Source organism: Chryseobacterium defluvii (assembly GCF_014204415.1).
Taxonomy (GTDB): Bacteria; Bacteroidota; Bacteroidia; order Flavobacteriales; family Weeksellaceae; genus Chryseobacterium; species Chryseobacterium defluvii_A.
The window spans coordinates 1137212-1160533 of record NZ_JACHLE010000001.1; the positions used below are offsets into that span (position 1 = coordinate 1137212).

Sequence of the window (23322 nt, forward strand, 5' to 3'; positions counted from 1 at the left end):
TATGTGGATTATTTTTTAATACTTATTAACTTTCCCAGAAGAAATATTAAGAAAATCTTAATTATTTCACAGAAATAATTACATTTGTTTTTTTACAACTCAAATATAGACTTGAATGAATCAGCTTTTCAGGAGAAAAAATTATTCAGAAACGGATACATCTACTAATCTTTTAAGGGTTCTGGGTGTTTGGGACATCGTTTTTTTTGGTATTGCGGCCATTATAGGGGCAGGAAGTTTCAGCAGCCTGGGAGAGGCTGTTTTCAGAGGAGGTCCCGGAGTTATCTTACTATATTTGATATGTGGCTTTGCCTGTGGTTTCACGGCCTTATGCTACGCTGAATTTGCCAGCAGGATCCCCGCAGCAGGTTCAGCTTATACTTATGCTTATGCCAGCTTCGGAGAGCTGATCGCGTGGATCATTGGCTGGGCGCTGATTATGGAATATTCCTTCGGGAATATTTATGTAGCCTTTTCGTGGTCGGACTATTTTACAAGTTTTCTCGAGCGTCTGGGAATGCATATCCCTGATTATCTGACCTGCAGTTATACGGAAGCTAAAAAAGCGTTCCTGAATGGTTCTGAAAATAAAGAACTGCTCAATGCATGGAACTCAGCTCCTTTGATTGGCAGTTTAAAATTCATTGTGGACATTCCTGCTTTGGTTATTAACGGCCTGATTACATGGCTTTGTTATATAGGAGTAAAGGAAAGCAAGAATTTCAATAATGCTTTGGTTATTTTAAAACTGGCTGTCATTGTTCTGGTGATTTTAGTTGGCTTTGCTTATATAAATGACAGTAACTGGACTCCTACCAATCCTGAAACCGGGGTTTCATCTTTTATGCCTAATGGTTTTGCCGGGGTTATGAGTGCCGTTTCCGGGGTTTTCTTTGCTTATATCGGTTTTGATGCATTAAGTGTGCTTTCCGAGGAAACCAAAGACCCGCAGAAAACACTACCTAAAGGAATGATCATTTCTCTGGTGCTTTGCACCTTCATTTATATTGCCTTAACACTGGTTTTAACGGGGATGGTGGATTACAGGAAGTTTGACGGTGTGGGTGACCCGCTTTCATTCATCTTTGAAAAAGGAAATGCCAATGTAGCCTGGATGGAGCTTATTGTTTCTTTTGTGGCCATTGTTGCAATTACTACTGTATTATTGGTTTTCCAGATGGGACAGCCAAGAATCTGGTACGCAATGAGCCGTGACGGATTAATGCCCCAGAAGTTCCAGGAAGTACATCCGAAATATAAAACGCCTTCTTTTGCTACGATCATCACAGGTATCGTGGTAGGGGTTCCGATCTTATTTACCGATAAATCTTTTATTTTGGATTTCACCAGTATTGGGACTATTTTCGCTTTTGTTTTGGTTTGTGCAGGTGTTCTGCTTCTTCCTGCCAAGGAAAAGATCAAGGGAAGATTTCATCTTCCGTATGTAAATGGTAAGATCATATTTCCTGCTATTTTCATCGGAGGATTGATCGGTTTTTATTTCTATCAGCCGGATTTTTTCAAAGATCTGATGAATTGGAGTGATCCGAAAGAAGGCGAATTCAGAGCTTCTATTTTCTTCTTTATCCTTGTCAATCTGGTTCTTTGTGTTCTGGCTTTTGTAAGGAACCTTTCACTGATCCCTTTGATCGGCTTAAGCTCGTGTTTGTATCTTCTTACGGGGATGAGCCATGATAACTGGTTCTGGTTTGGACTGTGGTTTGCTATAGGTTTGGTAATCTATTTCTGCTATGGTTACAGAAACAGCAAGCTTAGAAAAGGTTAATTTTTCTATGAAATATTTTTTCTTTTTATTGCTTCTCATTTCAGCCGGCTGTAAAAAAGCTGATGAAAAAAGCAAGAATGGGACTGTTTCTGCCAGCCATGTTGATAAAACAATGCCGCCTTATAAAGAGTTTATATCATCCGTACAGAAAAAAACAGGAAAAGAAAAAGAAGAATATTTTTTTAAATTCATTAATTATGACGTTCCTCAATACTGGATACACACGCCCTGGTCATTTGCCGGAACCTCAAGAGAACCCCGAAAAGGAACCATTGCCTGCGGATATTTTGTAACCAATATCCTTTCGGATTATGGTTTTGATATCAACAGGGTCTATCTGGCACAGCAGGCTTCATCTGTAATGATCAAAAAGCTCTGTAAGGATGTAAAATATTTCAGTAAAAGGGAAGATTTAGAAAAATATATTTTAAATAAAGATAAAAATCAGGTATATATCGCTGGATTGGATTTTCATACGGGCTTTATTACCCGGGAAAACAGTGACACTTATTTTATTCATTCCAGCTACATTAAAAATAAAGGTGTAGTAAAGGAACTGACTAAAAATTCACAGGCATTAAATGCTTCCCAAACTTTTATGATCGGAACTTTAAATTATTAACCATGTCCGAAAGAATAAAAACATTCCGCGAATTTTATCAATTCTATCTCACGGAACACAGTAAAACAGGAACTAGAATCTTTCATTTTATCGGAACACTGCTTGTATTCGTTGTGATCGGATATGTGATCAGCTCAGGAAAAGAAAGATTTTTATGGTATGTACCGATATTCGGGTATGGTTTTGCCTGGATCAGCCATGCATTGATCGAAAGGAATAAACCGGCTACATTTAAATATCCATTGTGGTCGCTGATCTCTGATTTCAGGTTGTTTTTTGAACTATTGATTGGAAAGCAGAAGTTCAGCGGAAATTAAGGTTTAACCACAAAAGTCACAAAAACTTTGAGTGTACCGGCTTCACTGGAAAGCTTAATGCATCTATAAGTTTATATAAGCGTATGGTATTGTCATTCCGTAGGAATCCAAACAAGACACTTTAAAAATTGACAGGTGAGATTCCTACGGAATGACAGACTTTGAGAATTGGTTTTAAATACTATTTTATTAATATACTTAAGCATACTCCTTGTCATTCCGTAGGAATCCAAATGAGATTTTAAAAACTGACGGATGAGATTGACTTCGTCGAATCACTTCGTTAGGTTTCCTGCGGAATGACATAACTCCGTGAATGGGCTACTTTAAACAACACTACATTAAGTATTATCAAACATTGTTATTTCATATAAATCTATGACGTACAATTACAACTTAAGTCTTCCGTACCTTTGGGGATTTCGGGCGGAGGGGCTTTGCCCCCTCCGCCCGAAATCCCCAAAGGCCCTCCTACTTATTAAACTTTTTCTTCAGGCTGAACTTAAGCATATTCATCAGGCCCGGTTCAATAATATCAATCCCTAACCCAAAGTTACTATCCGCAATCATGTGGTGCGCTTCCCTGAATGCTTCAAAATCATTACGGGGAATTTCAAGATTCACCAAAGGCTTATAATCTATATAGACTGTAGCTCCATTTTTGGTAATCTTCTTACGGCTCGTATAATTGAAATAGGGATTACTGATCGTGCTTTCCTGAACCGTGTATTTTTCTTCCGTATCTATTTTCTGATCAGTATAAAGGTGAACTTCATATTTTTCGCTGTCGAAATTGTGCCAGAACGGAAGGTCTTCGTGTATAAAATCCCTTGCACTTGCTTTTACCACATTCCGGTCAAAATACATCAGGAATCGATTATTTTTAGGATCTGTATAATAAGGATTTTCCACCGCTGCATGATATTGGATTCTGAATTCATTCAGTTTTTTATCATCACTTATGATATCTATTGAGGCATCTTTAAAAATATTCCTGATATCGGTCCCGTTCCTGTCATTAGAGTAATTCAGGCCATAAAAAAGGAAATTATTCCAGCTGTCCACGATCTCCCGTTTATTGGTATTCCTGAAATACCTTCTCATGGCATTGGCACGGTTTCCTTTATAGGTAGTGGTAAGCTTTAAGTCTCCCGTAGTGCCTCGGGCATGGAATTCTACTTTTTCATCAATACAGTAATAAGGGAACCGATATGCTTTTCTTTCCTTCAGTTCCTGGTCCGATTTCACTTCCAGATAATGCATGAAATAAATAAACCCTCTGTTCTCAATCAGTCCGAATTCATCACGAATGGTTGCATCTATAAAATATATTTCTCCTTTATAGCTGACCTTTACAATAGCATGATTAAAGGTAAGCAACGACGGAAGATAGTATTTAATATAAAAATCTGTATTAAAATTCACAAGAACAATAGACGAATCAATACCTATATAATCCAGGATCACTTTTAAAAGGACAGATTTTGCTTTACAGTCTCCCTGCTTGTTCTGATAAGTAACGGATGGTTCCTGCGGCCTGTGACCATTCATTTCATCTGCATTGAAGATATAGTAGATATTGTTCTGAACATATTCAATAGCAAACTGAAGCTTCTCATCCTGATCAGCTATTGCATCCAGTTTTTCAACCAGATTGGGAGCAAAATCCTTCAGAGAGGCATTGCCATATATTTCTTCATAAATAGGGGCTATATAATTGGAAAGGTCTTTCCAGTTGCTGCTGGTGGCAAAGTCTATAAAAGGGAAAATTTCGCGGTTGGCATCCACAGGATTGATATAGTTTTTTTCTTCAATAATGAATTTCTTCCCTTTCTTTAGATAATTGGTCTCCGGCTCCAGTACATTCCCCATCTCATCCCTGAAAAATGTTTTTTTATATGCAATCGGTTCATTACGGTCATTAATGAAGGTGAACTTATAATTTCCGTACGCCCAGTAATTGTCTGGACTTACCCATACATATCGGGAAAATTCCTTCCTTAAAAAATCACGCTCCGTGAAGGTTTTTACCCTGGAATCTTCAAGAATCAGAACATCATACAGCCTTAAATCCTTTATGGTAATATTGATCTTTTTTGTACTGCTTAAGATTCCACCACCACTCTGGTTTTCATTATCCAGCACCTTAATCCTGGTATCCGGGATTTTATCTATTAATACTCCTTCTCTTAAAACACTGATCCGGTGTATCCCGTACATTTCATTTTCTTCAACCACCACATCCATTACTGAAGCTCTCTCCAGGTTGGAGGGTTCATTCAAGGTATAGGCCATACAGACATATTCGCTGTTTTCTATATTGCTTGTATAATAAATTTTATCCAGGAAATAGCAGTAGTCTCTGCCTTCATTGATCTGCCTCTCCGAAAAATCAGATTCCTTTATTCTCTCTATCAGCTGTTGGTCATCTACACTTCCTGCCCATGTTTCAGGCGGCCGGATACTGTAATTTTCAATTTGAATTGGGTTATCCATACTATATATTTATGATTTTGGTTTAAACTTGAGGCGTTCAAATTAGGTAATAAAAAACTAAAAAACAAGAGTAAAACCACTATACTACGCAACATGCACAGATAGATTTCGGCACAGTAATTATCACGAATGAGATTAACCCGACATTATGAAAAGCATCTGCCCGCTTCTAAAAAACATCATTCCCGCCTTAATTTTATTTTTAATTGTACAATGTACAGCTTCATCCCATGCATCATCAGGCATAAAAGAGAAAACATTTATCGTTGGGTCAGAAATGGGAGATTGTACGGTGTGATTCCCATGAAATGCCTTCAGGTAAAAGAAAACCGGCAGATATCTGGACCAATTTTTACAGCAATATTGAGGGAATTACATATGAATCGGGCTATGAATATGTTTTAAAAGTTAAAACGGCGAAGATCGCAGATCCTCCGGCTGACGGATCTTCTATAAGATATATTCTGGTAAAACAGGTTTCCAGAACACAAAAATAAAAGCTCCCGGAGGTCTGGGAGCTTTTACTATGTGAAAAATCTTAATGTTCATGGTCTTTCGGTGGTGGTGCATACTTACCTTTGGTGGTCTCCCCTACCGTATTGGCGGCAGTCATGGCCACTACGAGATCATTCAGCATATTACTCGCTGCTGTGGGGGAATTTGGCAGAAGCACAAGATTACTTCTGTTATTGGCCCCTACTGAATGCAGGGTATCATAATGTTGAGTAACCACAATTAAAGCCGATGCTTCGTGAGAATTGATATCTACATTGTTCAGCATTCTTACGGATTCCTCAAGACCTTTGGCTATTTCTCTTCTCTGATCTGCAATCCCTTGTCCCTGTAGTTTTTTAGATTCCGCTTCGGCTTTTGCTACAGCCACAATTCTGATTCTTTGGGCTTCGGATTCATATTCGGCAGCGGTTTTCTCTCTTTCTGCTGCATTGATCCTATTCATGGCATGCTTTACCTGCTCATCAGGGTCTATATCTGTTACCAATGCTTTAATGATATCATATCCGTAGCTTTGCATTGCTTCCTGCAATTCACCTTTTACAGCAACCGCTATATCATCTTTTTTAACAAATACATCATCCAGCTTCAGTTTAGGAACCTCTGCCCTCACAACATCAAATACATAGGAAGTGATCTGATCCTGTGGATTTTCCAGACGATAATAGGCATCCCCAACCTGGGTTCTGATCACCTGATACTGAACGGAGATTTTCATTTTAATGAATACATTATCCAGCGTTTTGGTATCGATCATCACATCCAGCTGCTGGATCCTGAGATTCATTCTTTTAGAGATCTGGTCAATGATCGGGATTTTAAGATGAAGCCCGGAATGTCTTACCGAGTGGAATTTTCCAAAACGTTCAATAATAGCGGCCGTTTCCTGTTTTACAATAAAGAAAGAGGCAAATAAGATGATAAGGCCGAAAAAAATAATGGGTCCTAATAAAAAAGGTGTCATAGTTTAATTTTTTGAATAAGTATTTATGTTTTGATATAAATATACTACTTTATTTGCAAACTAAACCGTCATTCCTATATCAATTCCTTTTATTTTCCTGTAAAGATCCGTTGCATAGTTGTCTGTCATCCCGGAAACAAAGTCTATAACTCCCAGTACTTTCTGATAATCAGTCCCGTTTTCATAGACAAATTGTTTCGGAAGCAGCTTTAAAGCCATCTTATCATAGGATTTCCTTTCTTCTTTGGATTTCAGGATAGACGGAATAAAATGATCCAATAGTTCATACATTACATTATAGCCTGCATTTTCAATTTCAACAACGGCTTTATGCCCGTATATTTTTTCAATGGAAAAGCTTTCTATATCCTGTAATGTCTTATTCTCAGATTTATAAATATCCAGCAGCGCTTTCTCCAGATTTCCGTGAAGAATGGTTTTAAAATTCTGCCTGTAAATGTCAATTGATTTATTGATCAGGGCATTAATGACTTTGGCCCTTAAATAAGAAATTCTTTCGTTATCATTATCAATAGAGGCCAGCTTGTTTTTTACCCGCTGAACATCATTGCTTTCTGACTTCACCAGCTCGAAAAACAAATTTTCACAATCGGATGTGGAAACAATACCCAGCCTGTGGGCATCTTCCATATCGATAATATTATAGCAGATATCATCTGCGGCTTCTACAAGCCATACAAACGGATGTCTCTTAAATATATAAGGATCTTCATTTTCTGCGATCAGCTTTGTTCCTTTGGCAATATCTAAAAATATGTCTTTTTCATTCTGGAAAAATCCGAACTTTTTCCTATGGATAATGCCCTTTTTCTTGGCGATGGCCTCACACGGATATTTGGCAATGCTTGCCAGTGTGGTCATGGTAAGCTGGATCCCGCCTTCATCTTTTCCCTGCTGTTGATGGGCAAGAACCCTTATAGCATTGGCATTCCCTTCAAAATTGACCAGATCGGCCCACTCTTTCTCTGAAAATTTAGGTTTCAGGTCATTTTCATTCTTCTCAAAGTAGCTGGCAATGGCATCTTCCCCGGAGTGTCCGAAGGCCGGATTCCCCACATCATGGCACAAACATGCCGCTGCAATTACATTTCCAAGGTTATGAAGGTAGAAATTTTTAGAGTCTTCTGTAAGATCGTTTTGAAAATTTTCAAAAATAAATTCTCCGATAATGCTTCCCAGGCTCCTTCCCACCGATGAAACTTCCAAAGAATGCGTCAGCCTGTTATGTACGAAAACACTTCCCGGAAGAGGAAAAACCTGGGTTTTGTTTTGCAGCCTCCTGAAAGCAGAAGAGAAAATGATCCTGTCAAAATCTCTCTGAAAATCCGTCCTTGAAGCTATGGTATGGGGATTATTGCCTGTACGCTGATTGGTAAAGATCTGGTTTAGATTCATCATTTTTCAAAATTACTTCAAATTTTGATTGTGAGAAAACTAAACCGTTTTATTTTTTAAAGCTGTTCTTTAAACGGAGCCATTATCCGTAAAATACCTGAAAAATTTTTCTCCTTTTTCTCCTAACTTAGTGTAACTAATAACCAAAAATCAATATCATGTCAGAATTAATGAAACAAATACTGGGAAGTTCCATTATAACCACCCTGCTGACCTCCATTATTGTTTATTACTTCCATAAAAAGACGGAAAGACAGAATGCCCTTATCAAAAGGGAATTTGATAATCTCGCCCAAAAAGACAATGCACATTTCGAATGGAGGAAAAATACGGTTGAATTATTGGGCCAGGTTTATCTTCACCTCAACAGGACTTCTCTGGGTTTTAAAAACAAATATTCCGGAATCAAAGACTATGATCCTTATTATGAAGACGAGGTCATTTATGACTCCAATAAGCATATCCGGGATCTATTAATCGAAAAGGGGCATTATTTACCTCCCGAATTACTGGATGAAGCATCCCGGCTTGTAGAGCATTTTGATGTATGGCTTACCAAATATAATCAGACAAGACTGGTGGAAAAGGACATTAAAACAAAGCAGATTTATGTAGGGCCTGATGGCTTCCGTTTCCCTGAAAATGCTGAAAAAATGTTCAAGGAAAAGTATATTGAGATGTTCAAAAGCCTGCACACATAAAAGTTTCATGAATGGGTCAGGATCCATATTACTGAAATTACCTGCTGACAATTTTATTGATCACGAACTCATTAAAAAAGAAGTCCCTGTAAACATTCCCTATCGGAATTTCATTTTTTCCGATAAATACCGTGTTATTATCAACAGATTCAATGTGCCTGGCATTAATAATATAGGATTTGCTTACTCTTACAAACCTATTCTTTGGCAGCTGATCCTGAATGGTTTTAATATTCATTGCGGTAATTACTTTCTGATTTTCCGTATGGATCACTACATAATCCTTTAAGCCTTCAATAAAAAGGATATGATTAAAATATACCTTAAACATTTTTCGGTCTGCCTTTACGAAAAAGTGATCATCCGTAATATTTTCAATGGGATTGCCGGGGTTTTCCGTTTTGAAAAGCTTCAGGTAAGTACGGGCTTTTTCTACCCCTTTCCGGAAACGTTCCAGTTTTATTGGTTTTATTAGGTAATCAATAGCATCCACTTCATAGCTGTCTATCGCAAATTCAGAAAATGCGGTGGTAAATATCACAAAGGTTTCTTTAGGAATATTTCTGGCAAACTCAATTCCGTTGATGCCCGGCATCTGGATATCGAGAAACACCAGGTCAACTGTATTATTCATCATAAAATGAGCCGCAGAATCCGCACCATTAAAATCTCCGGCTAAATTCAGATCATCGGCCCGGTCGATCAGCATCCGGATGGCTTCTCTTGCTAAAGGCTCGTCATCAACAATTATACAGTTCATAATTTTATGGTTAAAGTTACACAATACGTTTCTTTTTTATCTTCAATCTTTAAAAAATGGGACTGCGGAAATAACAGCTCCAGCCTTCTCCTGATATTGACCAATCCTAATCCCCCGGAATTGTTAACTGCTTTCTGAACAGGCTTGGAATTGATGCATTGAAAGAAAATCTCATGATCCCTGACATTAAAAAACAGATTGACATAGGATGACTTTGCAGAATCATTATTATGCTTGACGGCATTCTCCACAAACGAAATAAATAACAGCGGCGGAATCTGAATACCATTCAGGTTACCTTCTTTAGAGATCACAAAATCAAAACTGTCACGCCTTACTTTCTCCAGATTTAAAAAATCTTCCAGAAAATGGATATCCGAAGTTAGCAAAACTTTTTCTCTTGTACTGTCATATAACTGATACCGAAGCAGATCACTCAATTTCATTAAAACATGCGAAGCTTTTTCAGGATCTTTTTTGGTGAGTACATTGGCATTATTAAGCATATTGAACAGAAAATGCGGATTAATCTGGTTCTTGAGCTGTTCCAGCTCTGCCAAGGTTTTTGATCTTTCCAGCTCATCGATCAGTTGCTTATCCACTACCCATTTCTGAAATAATTTTATGGACGAAGAGGCGGAAATAAGTACAATGATAAGGGAAGAAAAAAGGGGAATATTCAGGTCATTTTCATCCGAAAGCGAATTAAAGAAATAACAGCCGACTGCTGATATGGCAATGATGATCAAAACAGATATAGCATATAAAGCATATTTATTCCTAAACAGCAGTTTCGGGACCAGCCAGTACATATTGGTATAAAATAAAAGCAAAAACAGCAGTAAAGTCAAAGCGGGTTCCGCAATTTCCGAAGCACTGTTAAATAATATAGCTCCAATAAAAATGATCAGCAGCAAATGCCGGAACAGCCTGTACCGGGAAGAAATTAAAAACTGGAACAAGCGGTTCTCATTAATATGTTGTTTTTGCAGAGCTTCATCCATCGCCTGATAAGTATATGAGACAAATTTAAAACTTAAAAACGCTTCAAATCGTATTTTATACGAAAGCTTATTTTTTTTATACAAAAAAGAAATCGTTTAGCTGATCCCGAAATAAGGGTTTATTTTTAGTAGTAGCTAATGACCGTTTGATATAAAAAATGATCTGTTTGGTATAATTGAGAAAAAGGCAACTCCATAAAACAATAGTTTCGCTCCAGATTCTATAATTAATCCAAACTTTTAAAATGATCCATAAAAAATTGTATCTGCCCTTGTTTGTCACGCTTACAACCATGGCGTATTCCCAGGAAAAAGTTACCTTAAGCGGCACTATTGCTAACGAAGCGAGTAATGAGACCCTTATTGGGGCAAGCATCAGTATTCCGGAGGCGAATACTTATATTACCACCAATTCTTACGGGTTCTACTCCATTACCCTGCCCAAAGGAGATTACACTCTTATTATCAGTAATACCGGTTTTGACAATGTAGAGGAAAAGATCTCATTGACTGAAAACACGAAAAAGAATATTGTATTGGCTGAAAAAAGCAAAGCAATAGAGGAAGTTGTCCTGAAAGCGACCAGCACAAAAGCCAATATCCGCAAACCTGAAATGAGTGTGAATAAGCTTTCAATAGCTACCATCAAAAAAATGCCTGCGGTAATGGGCGAAGTGGATGTTTTAAAATCTATACTGCAGCTTCCCGGAGTGGCCAATGCACAGGAAGGATCATCAGGATTTAATGTAAGGGGCGGATCGGTAGACGGAAATCTCGTCTTACTGGATGAAGCGGTGGTATATAATACTTCTCATTTATTCGGTTTCTTTTCTGTTTTCAATTCCGATGTCATTAAGGATCTTAAATTGTATAAAGGAGGCATTCCCGCGAATTACGGAGGCAGAATATCTTCTGTACTGGATATTTACCAGAAGGAAGGGAATAATAAGGAATATCATGCAACCGGAGGAATTGGTGCAATCTCAAGCCGTTTATTAGTTGAAGGCCCCATTGTAAAAGAAAAAAGCTCTTTTGTTGTCGCTGGAAGGGCATCGTATGCACATCTCATCATGAAACTGGCTAAAGAACCCAATTCCGCCTACTTTTACGATCTGAATGCCAAGCTAAATTACAGGCTTAATGATAAGAACAGCATTTTTTTATCAGGATATTTAGGGAATGACAATATGAATTTCAATGACAGCTTTATCAATACGTATGGCAATTCCCTTCTCAACATAAGATGGAATCATATATTTTCAGATAAGTTGTTTTCCAATGCATCCGTCATATACAGTGACTACAATTACGGGCTGCGGTTAAAATTTGTAGGGATCGACTGGAAATCAGAGATCAAAAATTACAATTTCAAATATGATTTCAAACATTATTTATCCAATAAACTTAATCTGAGCTATGGATTAAATTCCATTTATTATCAGTTCAATCCCGGCACCATCAATCCTTTTGATGCTTCTTCGAGCATTAATCCTGATCAGATCGCGAAAAAATATGCTTTCGAAAATGCATTATACATCAGTGCAGAACAAAAAATTTCGGAAAAACTTTCCCTTAACTATGGACTCCGTTACAGTAATTTTCAACGGTTAGGCAATGAAAGGGTAAACACTTATGCCAATGATCAGCCCGTTATTTTCAATCCTGAATTACAGATCTATGAGGAAGCTTCACCTACAGGAAGCATATCATATGATAAAAATAAAAAGATCTTTGGATTTGGAAATCTGGAGCCCCGGCTGGCTGTTGCTTATTCTTTAAACGACAATCAGTCTGTTAAGGCAAGCTATAACCGGATGAGCCAGTACATTCATTTGATATCCAATACGGCTTCCGTTTCTCCTCTTGATATCTGGGCACCGAGTGATCAGTATTTAAAGCCTGAGATACTGGATCAGGCAGCACTTGGTTATTTTCAGAATTTTAAGAATGGGAAGTACTCATTGGAAGTAGAAGCTTTTTACAAGAAAATAAAAAATAAGGCCGATTATATCGATGGTGCCGAACTCATTGCCAACAAAGCGATCGAACGGGTACTCCTTAACGGTGAAGCGCGTGCATACGGCTTGGAAGTCATGGCAAGGAAAAACAGCGGGAAATTAACAGGCTGGCTTTCTTATACCTTATCCAGGGCAGAGCAAAGAACACCGGGCAGAAATGCCGATGAGCCAGGGATCAATAACAGAGAATGGTACCGTGCCAATTATGATAAAATGCACAATTTTTCCCTTACTGCAGCCTATCAGTTCAGTAAAAAATGGTCTTTTGGAGGGATCTTTACTTTTCAATCGGGAAAAGCAGCAACATTCCCGAATGGAAAATACCAGTATCAGGACATTACTATTGCCAGTTATGGATCAAGAAATGAAAATTCGCTTCCTGCCTATCATCACCTGGATCTATCCGCAACGTATACTCCAAAGCCGGATAAGAAAAAAAAATGGCACAGTGAATGGGTTTTCAGCATTTATAATGTGTATAACCGAAGCAATGCGGCATCATTCACTTTCGGGCAAAATCCGGATTCGGGGCAGAGCGAGGTAAGAAGGATGTCAATATTTGGGATCATCCCGAGTGTAACCTACAATTTTAAATTCTAATTTCTAAAATAAATACGATGAAAATATTTAAAAAATTTATGATCATAGCAATGGGATTATTTTTAATAGCCTGTGAAGATGTGGTGGAAGTCGATCTGGATAAAGCAGAACCTGAATTGGTAGTAGATGCCTCTATAGATTGGGAAAAAGGGACGATAGGGAAAGACCAGAAGATCAGATTATCCACTACAACAGGATATTACAGCAGTGAATTTCCTACTGTTTCGGGAGCGAATATCGTTGTAACCAATTCGGCAAATGCGGTCTTTAGTTTTATAGAAAATCCGGATAAGAAAGGAGAATATATCTGCTCCAATTTTGAACCCGTGATCGGGGAAACTTATACATTGACCATTCTTTTAAACGGCGAAACTTATAAAGCCGAAGAAAAATTAATGAGTGTCCCTGATATTGAAGATACTATAGAGCAGAACAATTCCGGAGGAATGGCTGGAGATGAGGTGGAGATCACCTATTATTATCAGGATAACGGCGCTCAGGAAAACTATTACCTGAACCGCATTACAACTCATCTCGTAGCATTTCCCCAATACCAGGCGGAAGATGATGAAAACAACCAGGGAAACCTAACCCCCATGTTTTATTCGCATAAAGACCTTAAAGCCGGAGATGTAATTCATATAAAGCTATATGGAATTTCTAAAAGATATTTTGATTACTTCAGAAAGCTGCTATCTGCATCCGGCAATGATGACAGCCCGTTTCCAACAACACCTACTGCTGTCCGGGGCAATATTTTGAATCAGACCAACAGCAAAAATTCTGTTTATGGGTATTTCAGGTTATCGGAGGTAGCCGTTAAGAGTTATACCATTCAATAATGTAGATTTTAAGAATTTTCTTAATACAGAAATCCATTTTTGTTTAAAATTTTATCATAAAGAAATGGAATGTATAATGATGTTATGCATTCCATTTCTTCTTTTTTGGATTTTCAGGTCCAATATGGAAGTATTCAAAACTTTGTGAATTTTTCAAAATTTTACATACAACACAATTAATGCATTAATAAATTAACAAAAACACATTAAATGAATATAAATAAAACATTACGAAAATTTAACACAAAAACCCCACAAACACCTGATATACATCATAATTTTAAGTTTGGAATATCAAATAAAAGGCATAAATTTGCATTATCAAATTAACAAAATATATCAAATAATTTAAAAATTAAACAAAATGGTAACTTACATCGGAATCGCAACATGTTTAGTAGTATTTGCTTCTTATTTCGCAACAATCAGAAGAGAAAGAACTAACTAAAATTTCCACAACTCAATTGTATTGTATTATGTTTTTAATCTGAACCTTCAGATTTCCGCTCTTTTACTCATTGGGAGTAAAAGGGCAATAAAAACATAAAAACCACTTATTAAAGTAACAAATCTTAAATTATATACATCCGCTTTTTATAGGCGGATTTTTTATTTATTGAAAAACATTAATTTTATTAAAGTATTTTAATTAGTAATTGTTTTTTATTAGATATTTATTAATTTTAGGAAAATATAATTTGTATTAATAATGCCTCAATTTGAGTATTCTAACCAATGGTGAAAGCCCAATTAAAGCAAAAAAAGTAAATATTGTATAAACATGAAAAAAAATATTCCTTTTCTACTTTTAGCTCTACTCTTAAATTCCTGCTTAAATGAATCAGAAAAAAAAACGGATAAGAACTCTATTAGTGATAGTTCGAATAATATTCAAAATCTAAAGAATATAATGACAAGCAAGCCCTTTAACAAAGCAAAGCTATTAACTACTACAGACCTCAATCGAGTATTAGCTATTCAAGACAGTTTAAAAAGTACAGGTATCACTAATCCTATTGATATAGACAATATAATCTTAAATCAAGTGAAAGGCAATTTGGTAGAGTATGTAGCTTGGGGAGCTGGTAGAACTTTAAAGGGCTATAATGTAAGGATTGAGAAGCTTGAGATTTCAAGTTTTAATATTGTATGGGACAATATTAGTCAAAGAGAGGATTTTACCGAACGCTATTTTGATATTTATCAACAGGCAAATTGTGCTTCAACACCTCGACAATGGAAGGAGACACTTGAATTGAAAAATATAGCAAATGAATCTGTTATATTTCATAAAAACAACTATTTTAAATCTTCAAAAGAGATTGCCTTTAAAGTAGATATCCCAGCAACTCCTAACCATATTATTCAAAGAATCGTTTTTAGTACACCAGATGAATGGTTAACAAAAAACTCTGTAGTCACAAATAATTCAAGAGTTGTTGAAATTGAAATTCCTGCGGAGAAAAAAGCTTTTGTTAAGCTACAAAAGATTATAAAAAATAATATCATTCCGTATACAGTAACTATTCAAATTGACGGAAAATTACTTGCCGACTATAAGTGGAATGATAGTAAAGGTAAAGGTAGTATCAAGAATTATAGTTCACCTATTTCCAAATTTATACCTATTGAAAAAAGAACGTTTACCATCACCGGCTTTAGAAAGATTGGCAAAGCCGGAAATTTAGAAGTCATATTTGATGAAAGGCCAGTTAACAGGACCGAAGATTGTATCTTCTAAAAAAGGAATTATTAAGTCTTTAATCAAAATAATTGCTAATGATTGATCTGACAAAACTAAACTATTCGTTCATATAAAAATCTAAGCTAACTATAAAACGAGTTTAAGTGCAAACTTAAGATTAAATTCATAAATGAAATTTAGTAAATAATTTGAAATTTTGTGCTTCGAAAACCACTCGAAAGCAAAGTCCGAAAATGTTGATCAATCAACAATCCTTCTCTCTGCAACACAAAGCAAAATCCCTCTCAAAACTGAAAGGGATTCATTATATCTAAAAATTAGCTATTCTATTACATATAAGCCTCAATCGGCTCACAGGTACAAACCAGATTTCTGTCCCCATAAGCTTCATCTACTCTTGAAACGGAAGCAAAAAATTTGTGTTCCCTTACCCACTCCAGCGGATAAGCTGCTTTTTCCCTGCTGTATGGCTTATCCCAGGAATCAGAAATCACCAGTTGTTCCGTATGCGGAGCATTTTTCAAAACATTATTGGTTGCATCGGCTTCACCGTTGGCAATTTCATCAATCTCTTTTTTGATAGAGATCAGTGCATCTGCAAAACGATCGATTTCTGCCTTGCTTTCAGATTCTGTAGGTTCGATCATTAATGTTCCGGCTACCGGGAAAGAAACCGTAGGCGCATGGAAACCATAGTCCATTAATCTCTTCGCTACATCAGCGACCTCAATTCCTAATGATTTGAACTGACGGAAATCTACAATACATTCGTGGGCCACTCTTCCGTTCTCATTTGAGTATAAGATCGGGAAATGCTCTGCCAGTATCTCTTTTAAATAATTGGCATTTAAAATGGCATGTTCTGTGGCTTTTTTCAGGCCTGAAGTTCCCAGCATTTTAATATAGGCATAAGAAATATTCAGGATCAGCCCTGAGCCGTATGGTGCGGCAGAAATTCCTTCAATAGCTTCTTTAGTCCCGATTCTGATATTTGCATTCGTAGGAAGGAAAGGAACCAGGTGTTTAGCCACACAGATAGGGCCAACTCCGGGGCCACCTCCTCCGTGAGGAATGGCGAAAGTTTTGTGAAGATTAAGGTGGCAAACATCTGCCCCGATGTTACCCGGACTTGTAAATCCAACCTGAGCGTTCATATTGGCTCCATCCATATAGACCTGTCCTCCGTGCTGGTGAATAAGGTTGGTAATTTCTTTAATATTGGCATCGAAGAAACCGTAAGTAGACGGATATGTGATCATCACACAGGATAAGTTCACAGAATGTTCTTCCGTTTTGGCTTTCAGGTCTTCGAAATCGATTTCCCCGTTTTCAAGGTTCTTCACTACCACGATCTTCATTCCCGCCATTGCTGCGGAAGCAGGATTGGTTCCGTGCGCAGATTGAGGGATCAATACTACATTTCTGTGGCCTTCTCCTCTTGAAATGTGATATTCCCTGATCACCATTAATCCTGCATATTCTCCCTGTGCGCCAGAGTTCGGCTGCAATGAAGTTCCTGCAAAACCTGTGATCTCAGCAAGATCTTTTTCCAGCTCACGGATCATTTCCTGATACCCGGTTGCCTGATCTACCGGTACAAATGGATGTACACTTCCCCAATGATCCCAGGAAAGCGGGAGCATTTGAGTTGCTGCGTTCAGTTTCATGGTACAGGAACCAAGAGAGATCATTGAATGCGTCAGTGACAAGTCTTTTCTTTCCAGACGCTTGATGTAACGCATCAATTCTGTTTCCGTATGGTATTTATTGAATACTTCTTCCGTAAGAATTTCGTCTTTTCTTAAGATATCTGCAGGAATATTGTAGGCTTCTTTTATTTCCAATTTGAAAGCCTGCTTATCTTTAAACTGGGCAAATGAAGTCATCAGATAGTTCAGTTTCTCCAGCGTTGTACTTTCGTTGATCGCAATGCTTACAACACCTTCTGTGAAATAGTTCAGATTAAGCTTGTGATCTCTCATCATTCTTCCTAATCTTCCTTTTTCATCCTCACTCATTAAGATTTTCACCGTATCAAAGATGGGCTCTTCTGCGGTGTTATATCCTAAAGCTTTAAGGCCGTTACGTAAAGCATTTGCTTTAAAGTGGATCTGATCAGCTATATAATTCAATCCTTTCGGGCCGTGATAAACCGCATACATCCCTGCCATTACCGCCAAAAGAACCTGAGCCGTACATATATTTGAGGTCGCTTTTTCTCTCTTGATGTGCTGCTCTCTTGTCTGTAGAGCCATTCTCAATGCACGTTTCCCGTACATATCCTGAGAAACCCCGATAATTCTTCCCGGAATGTCTCTTTTATACTCTTCCCTGCAGGCAAAGAATGCCGCATGGGGCCCGCCGTATCCCATTGGAATACCAAATCTCTGGGTCGTTCCCACAGCACAGTCAGCACCCATCGATGCCGGGGATTTCAGCTTAACCAAAGCCATCGGGTCACAGGCTACTACCACCTGAAGATCCAACCCTTTATATCCGGCGATATCTTCCGTATAATCTAAAACGATACCGTTTTTACCGGGATATTGTAACAATACTCCATAATAAGAAGCATCAAACTGGTGGGTCCTGTGATCTCCTGTTACAATTTCGATTTCCAGCCCTTCTGCTTTCGTTTTTAAAACTGATACGGTCTGAGGCAGAACCAATTCGGAGACAAAGAATTTATTGGCTCCGTTTTTCTTCTGGTCTTTAGTCCTGTTGTTGAGGAACATATGCATTGCTTCAGCAGCAGCCGTAGATTCATCCAGCAGAGATGCATTAGCTAATGCAAAACCTGTAAGATCGCATACAACAGTCTGGAAATTAAGAAGAGCTTCCAGTCTTCCCTGTGCTATTTCCGCCTGGTAAGGGGTATAAGCCGTATACCAGCTCGGATTTTCAAAAATATTTCTCTGAATAGCCGATGGTAAAAGCGTATTGTAATATCCAAAACCGATATAGCTTGTAAACTCAGTATTTTTCGATGCTAATTCTTTCGAGTGATTCAGCATTTCGTATTCTGAAAGGGGTTCTGAAATTTCAAGGTCTTTTTCTAAACGGATAGAAGATGGGATGGTCTGAGAAATCAACTCTTCAATACTTGAAACGCCAACTTTTTCCAACATCGCCTGTTTATCGGCTTCATTAAGGGAAATGTGGCGATTCACAAACTGTTCTGTATTCATTTTTTTTATTAGATTTTGTTTGTAAAAAAGATGGGTAAAAATACAATTTTTTAAGGGATTGTACAACAAGTGTAAACAGCAGATAATTCACAGATGATTTTAATGCCCCACATTGAGATCAGCAATATAAACTGTTTTACCGGATAAGTTCCAAAATCTTATCCTGTTTTCTGAAGCTGTAAAACATACCCGGCTTTAACAATAAAACATGCTGATAATCAGCTTTTAAATATTTTTCAAAAATTTATTAATTATATTTATTCTAAATTAATATATTTGTAGCATGAATATGATCGTTCCTTTCAAAGTACCCCCATTAACGCCTGTATTTGCTTTCAATAATGAAGACCTATACTGCGAGAAAAAGTCTTGCTGTAAGAAGTTCAAGAAAGGGAAAAGGTGTAAAAAGTGTCCCGGAAGAAAAAAATTAGCTTAGTCTAATTAAAGCTTTTGACCAGAAAATAAATGGCCAGTATAAGCAGTACTACGGCCAGAAATATTCTCATAATTTTCGGCTGGCCATGTGGGTTGGCAACAGTTCTACGCTGAGATTTGAACAGATCTTCCACATTATTCCTGAATTTCTCCGTATCATTTTCAAAAACCTCCGTGATTGTAATTCCTCTGACAACAGTCTTATGCAGTAATGAATTAGTTGCATGAAGCAGGATCTGGAATTTTCCGTCTCTAAACTCGGTAATCTTAAATATTCTTTCACCATACGCTTTTTCCAGACCGAAAGGCAGGACTTTCACTACATCAGCGTTGTGAGTCTGCCAATTGATGATGATTTCTTCCCCTTTTTTGGCATGGATTTTATTAGCCGTAAAGGTTTTGATCAGGGGCGGAAGATTGTATCTGAAATTTTTCTGATGGCTTTCTAAATTCTGATCGTAAGCCTTTTTTCTGACCGAATCCGTCAAGACCTCATAAGCTTCCTGAATTTCACGGAAACGATCGGCAAAGAAATCATCATTTCCGTTTTTATCCGGATGGTATTTTAAAGACAGCTTTCTATATGCCTTTTTGATGTCTTCTTCCGAAGCATCATGAGAAATTCCCAGGAAATAGTAGTAGTCTTTCATGTAACCCTGCAAAAATAAGGATTTATTTTTCGAATTTATTTTTATTTGTTGCTAAAATGGTTAGAATACTTGTCATTTAGTATGCTTTTTAAACGCAAAGGGTGCAGAAAAATTTAAAGTTTTTTACTGTTTTTGAAGAGCACAAAGGCGTTCCACTTAGCGAAGATTGGATAAAATTGCCATTCCGGACAAAATCACAGGTTTTATTTAGCATGCAATCTTTAATAAGATCTATTTATACTGTATTTATCATTCCGAATATAAATTGAAGACTTACGAGTGTAGTTCAGAAGTGTAGTGAAGGATCTCTATTCTGGCATATAATTGCTAAAGTCTCCGATATTGAAAGTATGAGCCATTAAGATTGAAATAAGTAATTCAGATTATTAAGTTTTAGATTCTTCAGGAACTACGTTCGCAAAACTTTGTTTTGTGTTCAGAATGGAATGGCAGAGGGTGTTAAAAAGAATGCTAAAATAGAATACCTATAAAAATATTTTCAGGATTTTGTTCGACATAAGGGCATTGATGTTGTATAAAAAGGCTCCGGCGCGGGAAGCTTTGCTTCCCGCGCCGGAGCTAACAATTTCAATTGAGTTTAATAGTCTGATTATGCTTCAAAACTTTCGTTTTTCTTATTGCAGCATCTTGAATTGAATTTCTTTTTAAATTTTCCTTTCATTTCCTGATACTGCTCCTCATTCATTTCCCGGATCTTATCTGCAAGGCCGAAAGGCGATCTTTCTTTAATTCCATATTCATCAAATATACCTTTCATGAATTTTTTTCTTTGTCCTACTTTTTTAGCAGCTAAAGCTACTCCTACAACGGCCAGTGCTCCCAAAGCACCTTTTAATGCTGAATTTTTCATTTTTCAAAATTTTAAATTTTACTACTTCTTGTTTTTTTATATAGACGAATGAAATTTAATTTTACTTTACTACTTCTTTAAAAATTTCAGATCATTCGTTGTTTCTGTTGAAGAATCCTCCTGCACATCTCTTTCTCCATACTTCCTTAAATTTTTCTCTCTCCTCAGGAGACAGTTTATCCATTTTCTCCATCATTTTTCTTTCTTTAAAATCCCGTACTCCTCTTCCAAATTTACCATGGAAACCTCCAAAAAGGATCTTACTTAGCACCAATATTCCCATTGCCTGCCAGAATGTAATGGATTTTACCCCAAGGATTTCGGGAAGTAAAGCATTCCAAAGCCACATCACGATCCATGTAACCGCTAAAAAGATCAATGGCGGGCATAGGATTAAAAGAGGCCAGGCTTTTTTGTATTTGTTATTCATAATATCTTCTTTCTAACTGTTTAAATCTTCGTATAACTTTCTTAATCTGTTCCTTAAATGCTTCACAGCATAATTTTTCCTGCTGATGATAGTTTTAATATTTTCGCCCTGTTCATCGGCTATTTCCTGGAGCGTTCTGTCATTTAATTCGTTTTCAACGTAAACCAGCCTCTGCTTTTCAGGAAGTTCTTCGAGGGCTTCAAAGAGCTTTTTCCAGATCTCATCCTGAAACATCTTCACTTCCGGTCCGGCGCTTTCATCCATAAGCAAAATATCTTTGATAGAAAAATCACCATCCTCATCTTCATATACAAAATCCTCAAGATTCTCTGTTTTCTTTTTACGGTAACGGTCTGTGATCTTATTGGCCGTAACCCGATACAGCCAGCCCCCGACATTCACAATCTCCGAAAGATTGGTAAGGCTGCTGAACTGATACCACACTTCCTGCAGAATATCTTCCGCATCCTCCGTATTTTTTACTTTGGGACGGATATAGGACATCAGTTTCCCGCCGTATTTAGAAACGGTCTGCGAAATGATATTTTCCTTTTCCTGTTGTGGCATTATTATTTTTTCGACGATCTCCATATTGCTATGACGATCGGCCTTTTGTTTTTACTTTAATAAATTTAAAATATTTTTATTTAAGGCTGATTTTGCTTGTCATTCTGTACACAAAACAAAGTTTTGCGAACGTAGTTCCTGAAGAATCTAAATTACTAATTAAATCTTCATGGTTCAAATTTTAAATTGCCAGGAACCTGATCAGATATTTATAAAATAAAGAGATTCTTAACTACGTTGTGCTTCATTCTGAATGACAGCACCTATATTTACAAGAAACGGAAAGCAAAATACTTTCCGTTTTATTTTTTCTGAAAATTTGTCAGTTTTTAATTCAAATAAATACCGAAATACCACGTCCATGCAATTAAAATGATCTGCATCGGAATCCTTTCCTTATAAAGATATTCCATTCCGGGACCGGTATAATCTGCCTTAAATATATTGATATTTTTCTTTGATGAATTGATATTAGCTACAAAAACCAAAAGGTAAAAAATAATCAGCAAGATAGCAGTGGTCTCCCGGATCGAGGGGATCATCAGTCCGATTCCTGCTGCAATTTCAATGATTCCCGTGGCATATACCCAAAACATTTTAGCAGGAATAAAATCCGGAATCATCATGGCCATTCCTTTCTGAAATTTAAAATGGGAAAAGCCGGTGAAAATAATGAAGACCGCCATTCCGAGATTGCCCGGGAATAAAAAATTCCAGCTCCCCTGTAATACTTTTGTCCCCAGCAAAGCCAGAATAAAGGCGCCGAAAAGGATTATCAATAACTTCATATGTAATATATCTCGCAGATTGTGCAGACCAGGCAGGTTTTTATTTTGCTTGAAATTAATAAGTTTACATGTTTATTTCTTTCTCAATAAAATACCATACTATCTGTGAAAATCCGTGTAATCTGTGGTTAATAAATACTCTCTCTAATTATTTTTTTTCAGCCAGTTCCTTTATCACTTCAAAACCTTTTATAAAGCCGGTATTCATATGCTCTTCCCAAGCTTTATCTATCTGCACTTCTGCGTGAAGCTTCGTTTTTCCGTCCAGATCGGTCAGAAAGTACTTTTCAAAGGAACCGCTCCACTCCATCACTTCTTTGCTTTGGGTATCTTCTACTCCGTTGCTTACCATTCCCAGATGTTTAAAAACAATCTGATTAGGCTCGTCCAGACTATCTATCGTAGAGACCATTCCTTCATCATTGGCATTAAGGAAGTATGTTTTTCCGCCTACTTTCCAGTCAGATTTCATTTTAGATTCCGATCCCGGACTGAAAAATTTCGTCCATTCAGTGTATGTTTCAGCTCCCCAAAGAATATCCCATACTTTTTGTAAAGGTGCATTGATCACTGTTTCAAAAGATAATGTTTCCATTGTAATACATTTTAATTTGATAATAAAGAATAATAAAAATAAACCATTAAGGTC

The 23322-nt window shown here is 37.1% G+C and carries 20 protein-coding genes; 8 read left to right on the forward strand and 12 right to left on the reverse strand.

Annotation, left to right across the window (positions count from 1 at the left end):
• Positions 1-115 precede the first annotated feature (115 nt).
• The 3 genes from HNP38_RS05100 to HNP38_RS05110 are packed head-to-tail and all read left to right on the forward strand — an operon-like array spanning position 116 to position 2725.
• Positions 116-1786 (forward strand): APC family permease, encoded by a 1671-nt coding sequence (locus HNP38_RS05100; RefSeq protein ID WP_184185438.1) that lies wholly within the window; start codon positions 116-118, stop codon positions 1784-1786.
• 7 nt (positions 1787-1793) lie between these two features.
• Complete coding sequence (locus tag HNP38_RS05105) at positions 1794-2408, forward strand: hypothetical protein (RefSeq protein WP_184185441.1); 615 nt, start codon at positions 1794-1796, stop codon at positions 2406-2408.
• Positions 2409-2410: 2 nt separating this feature from the next.
• On the forward strand, positions 2411-2725 hold the full coding sequence (locus tag HNP38_RS05110; protein ID WP_184185444.1) for a DUF962 domain-containing protein: 315 nt from the start codon (positions 2411-2413) through the stop codon (positions 2723-2725).
• A gap of 471 nt (positions 2726-3196) precedes the next feature.
• Here the strand turns inward: HNP38_RS05110 and HNP38_RS05115 are convergent, their stop codons facing one another.
• A complete protein-coding gene (locus tag HNP38_RS05115; protein ID WP_184185447.1) occupies positions 3197-5221 on the reverse strand; it encodes a hypothetical protein in 2025 nt (674 codons plus the stop codon).
• Positions 5222-5487: 266 nt separating this feature from the next.
• On the opposite strand from HNP38_RS05115, the gene HNP38_RS05120 reads away from it, so the two are divergent.
• Positions 5488-5718, forward strand: a complete 231-nt coding sequence (locus tag HNP38_RS05120) for a DUF4377 domain-containing protein (protein WP_184185450.1) — start codon at positions 5488-5490, stop codon at positions 5716-5718.
• Between the two features lie 41 nt (positions 5719-5759).
• Here the strand turns inward: HNP38_RS05120 and HNP38_RS05125 are convergent, their stop codons facing one another.
• Complete coding sequence (locus HNP38_RS05125) at positions 5760-6698, reverse strand: SPFH domain-containing protein (protein ID WP_184185453.1); 939 nt, start codon at positions 6696-6698, stop codon at positions 5760-5762.
• A 60-nt stretch (positions 6699-6758) separates the two neighbouring features.
• Positions 6759-8114, reverse strand: a complete 1356-nt coding sequence (locus tag HNP38_RS05130) for a deoxyguanosinetriphosphate triphosphohydrolase (RefSeq protein ID WP_184187587.1) — start codon at positions 8112-8114, stop codon at positions 6759-6761.
• A gap of 158 nt (positions 8115-8272) precedes the next feature.
• On the opposite strand from HNP38_RS05130, the gene HNP38_RS05135 reads away from it, so the two are divergent.
• A complete protein-coding gene (locus HNP38_RS05135) occupies positions 8273-8815 on the forward strand; it encodes a hypothetical protein (protein WP_184185456.1) in 543 nt (180 codons plus the stop codon).
• 37 nt (positions 8816-8852) lie between these two features.
• Here the strand turns inward: HNP38_RS05135 and HNP38_RS05140 are convergent, their stop codons facing one another.
• Both HNP38_RS05140 and HNP38_RS05145 read right to left on the reverse strand, forming a co-directional pair.
• Positions 8853-9575, reverse strand: coding sequence for a LytR/AlgR family response regulator transcription factor (locus HNP38_RS05140; protein WP_184185459.1), 723 nt, complete (start codon positions 9573-9575; stop codon positions 8853-8855).
• The gene (locus tag HNP38_RS05145) at positions 9572-10663 is read right to left on the reverse strand and encodes a sensor histidine kinase (RefSeq protein WP_228460940.1); all 1092 of its coding nucleotides are present in this window, start codon (positions 10661-10663) and stop codon (positions 9572-9574) included. Before HNP38_RS05145 ends, HNP38_RS05140 begins: the two co-directional genes overlap by 4 nt.
• 161 nt (positions 10664-10824) lie before the next feature.
• Between HNP38_RS05145 and HNP38_RS05150 the strand changes: the two genes are divergently transcribed.
• From HNP38_RS05150 to HNP38_RS05160, 3 genes are all read left to right on the forward strand, one after another.
• Positions 10825-13197, forward strand: coding sequence for a TonB-dependent receptor (locus HNP38_RS05150; protein ID WP_184185465.1), 2373 nt, complete (start codon positions 10825-10827; stop codon positions 13195-13197).
• 17 nt (positions 13198-13214) lie between these two features.
• On the forward strand, positions 13215-14039 hold the full coding sequence (locus HNP38_RS05155) for a DUF4249 domain-containing protein (RefSeq protein ID WP_184185468.1): 825 nt from the start codon (positions 13215-13217) through the stop codon (positions 14037-14039).
• 781 nt (positions 14040-14820) lie between these two features.
• On the forward strand, positions 14821-15780 hold the full coding sequence (locus tag HNP38_RS05160; protein WP_184185471.1) for a hypothetical protein: 960 nt from the start codon (positions 14821-14823) through the stop codon (positions 15778-15780).
• 293 nt (positions 15781-16073) lie between these two features.
• Here the strand turns inward: HNP38_RS05160 and gcvP are convergent, their stop codons facing one another.
• The 7 genes from gcvP to HNP38_RS05195 all read right to left on the reverse strand — a co-directional run bounded on the left by gcvP (position 16074) and on the right by HNP38_RS05195 (position 23268).
• The gene (gene gcvP, locus HNP38_RS05165; protein ID WP_184185474.1) at positions 16074-18932 is read right to left on the reverse strand and encodes an aminomethyl-transferring glycine dehydrogenase; all 2859 of its coding nucleotides are present in this window, start codon (positions 18930-18932) and stop codon (positions 16074-16076) included.
• Between the two features lie 437 nt (positions 18933-19369).
• Positions 19370-20017, reverse strand: coding sequence for a J domain-containing protein (locus HNP38_RS05170; RefSeq protein ID WP_184185477.1), 648 nt, complete (start codon positions 20015-20017; stop codon positions 19370-19372).
• A 610-nt stretch (positions 20018-20627) separates the two neighbouring features.
• Positions 20628-20888 (reverse strand): hypothetical protein, encoded by a 261-nt coding sequence (locus HNP38_RS05175; protein ID WP_184185480.1) that lies wholly within the window; start codon positions 20886-20888, stop codon positions 20628-20630.
• Between the two features lie 91 nt (positions 20889-20979).
• Positions 20980-21318 (reverse strand): hypothetical protein, encoded by a 339-nt coding sequence (locus HNP38_RS05180; protein ID WP_184185483.1) that lies wholly within the window; start codon positions 21316-21318, stop codon positions 20980-20982.
• Between the two features lie 12 nt (positions 21319-21330).
• Entirely contained in the window at positions 21331-21885 is a 555-nt protein-coding gene (locus HNP38_RS05185; protein ID WP_184185486.1) for an RNA polymerase sigma factor, read from the reverse strand.
• 329 nt (positions 21886-22214) lie between these two features.
• The gene (locus HNP38_RS05190) at positions 22215-22673 is read right to left on the reverse strand and encodes a hypothetical protein (RefSeq protein ID WP_184185489.1); all 459 of its coding nucleotides are present in this window, start codon (positions 22671-22673) and stop codon (positions 22215-22217) included.
• A gap of 148 nt (positions 22674-22821) precedes the next feature.
• Positions 22822-23268, reverse strand: a complete 447-nt coding sequence (locus HNP38_RS05195; RefSeq protein WP_184185492.1) for an SRPBCC family protein — start codon at positions 23266-23268, stop codon at positions 22822-22824.
• Positions 23269-23322: the final 54 nt, after the last annotated feature.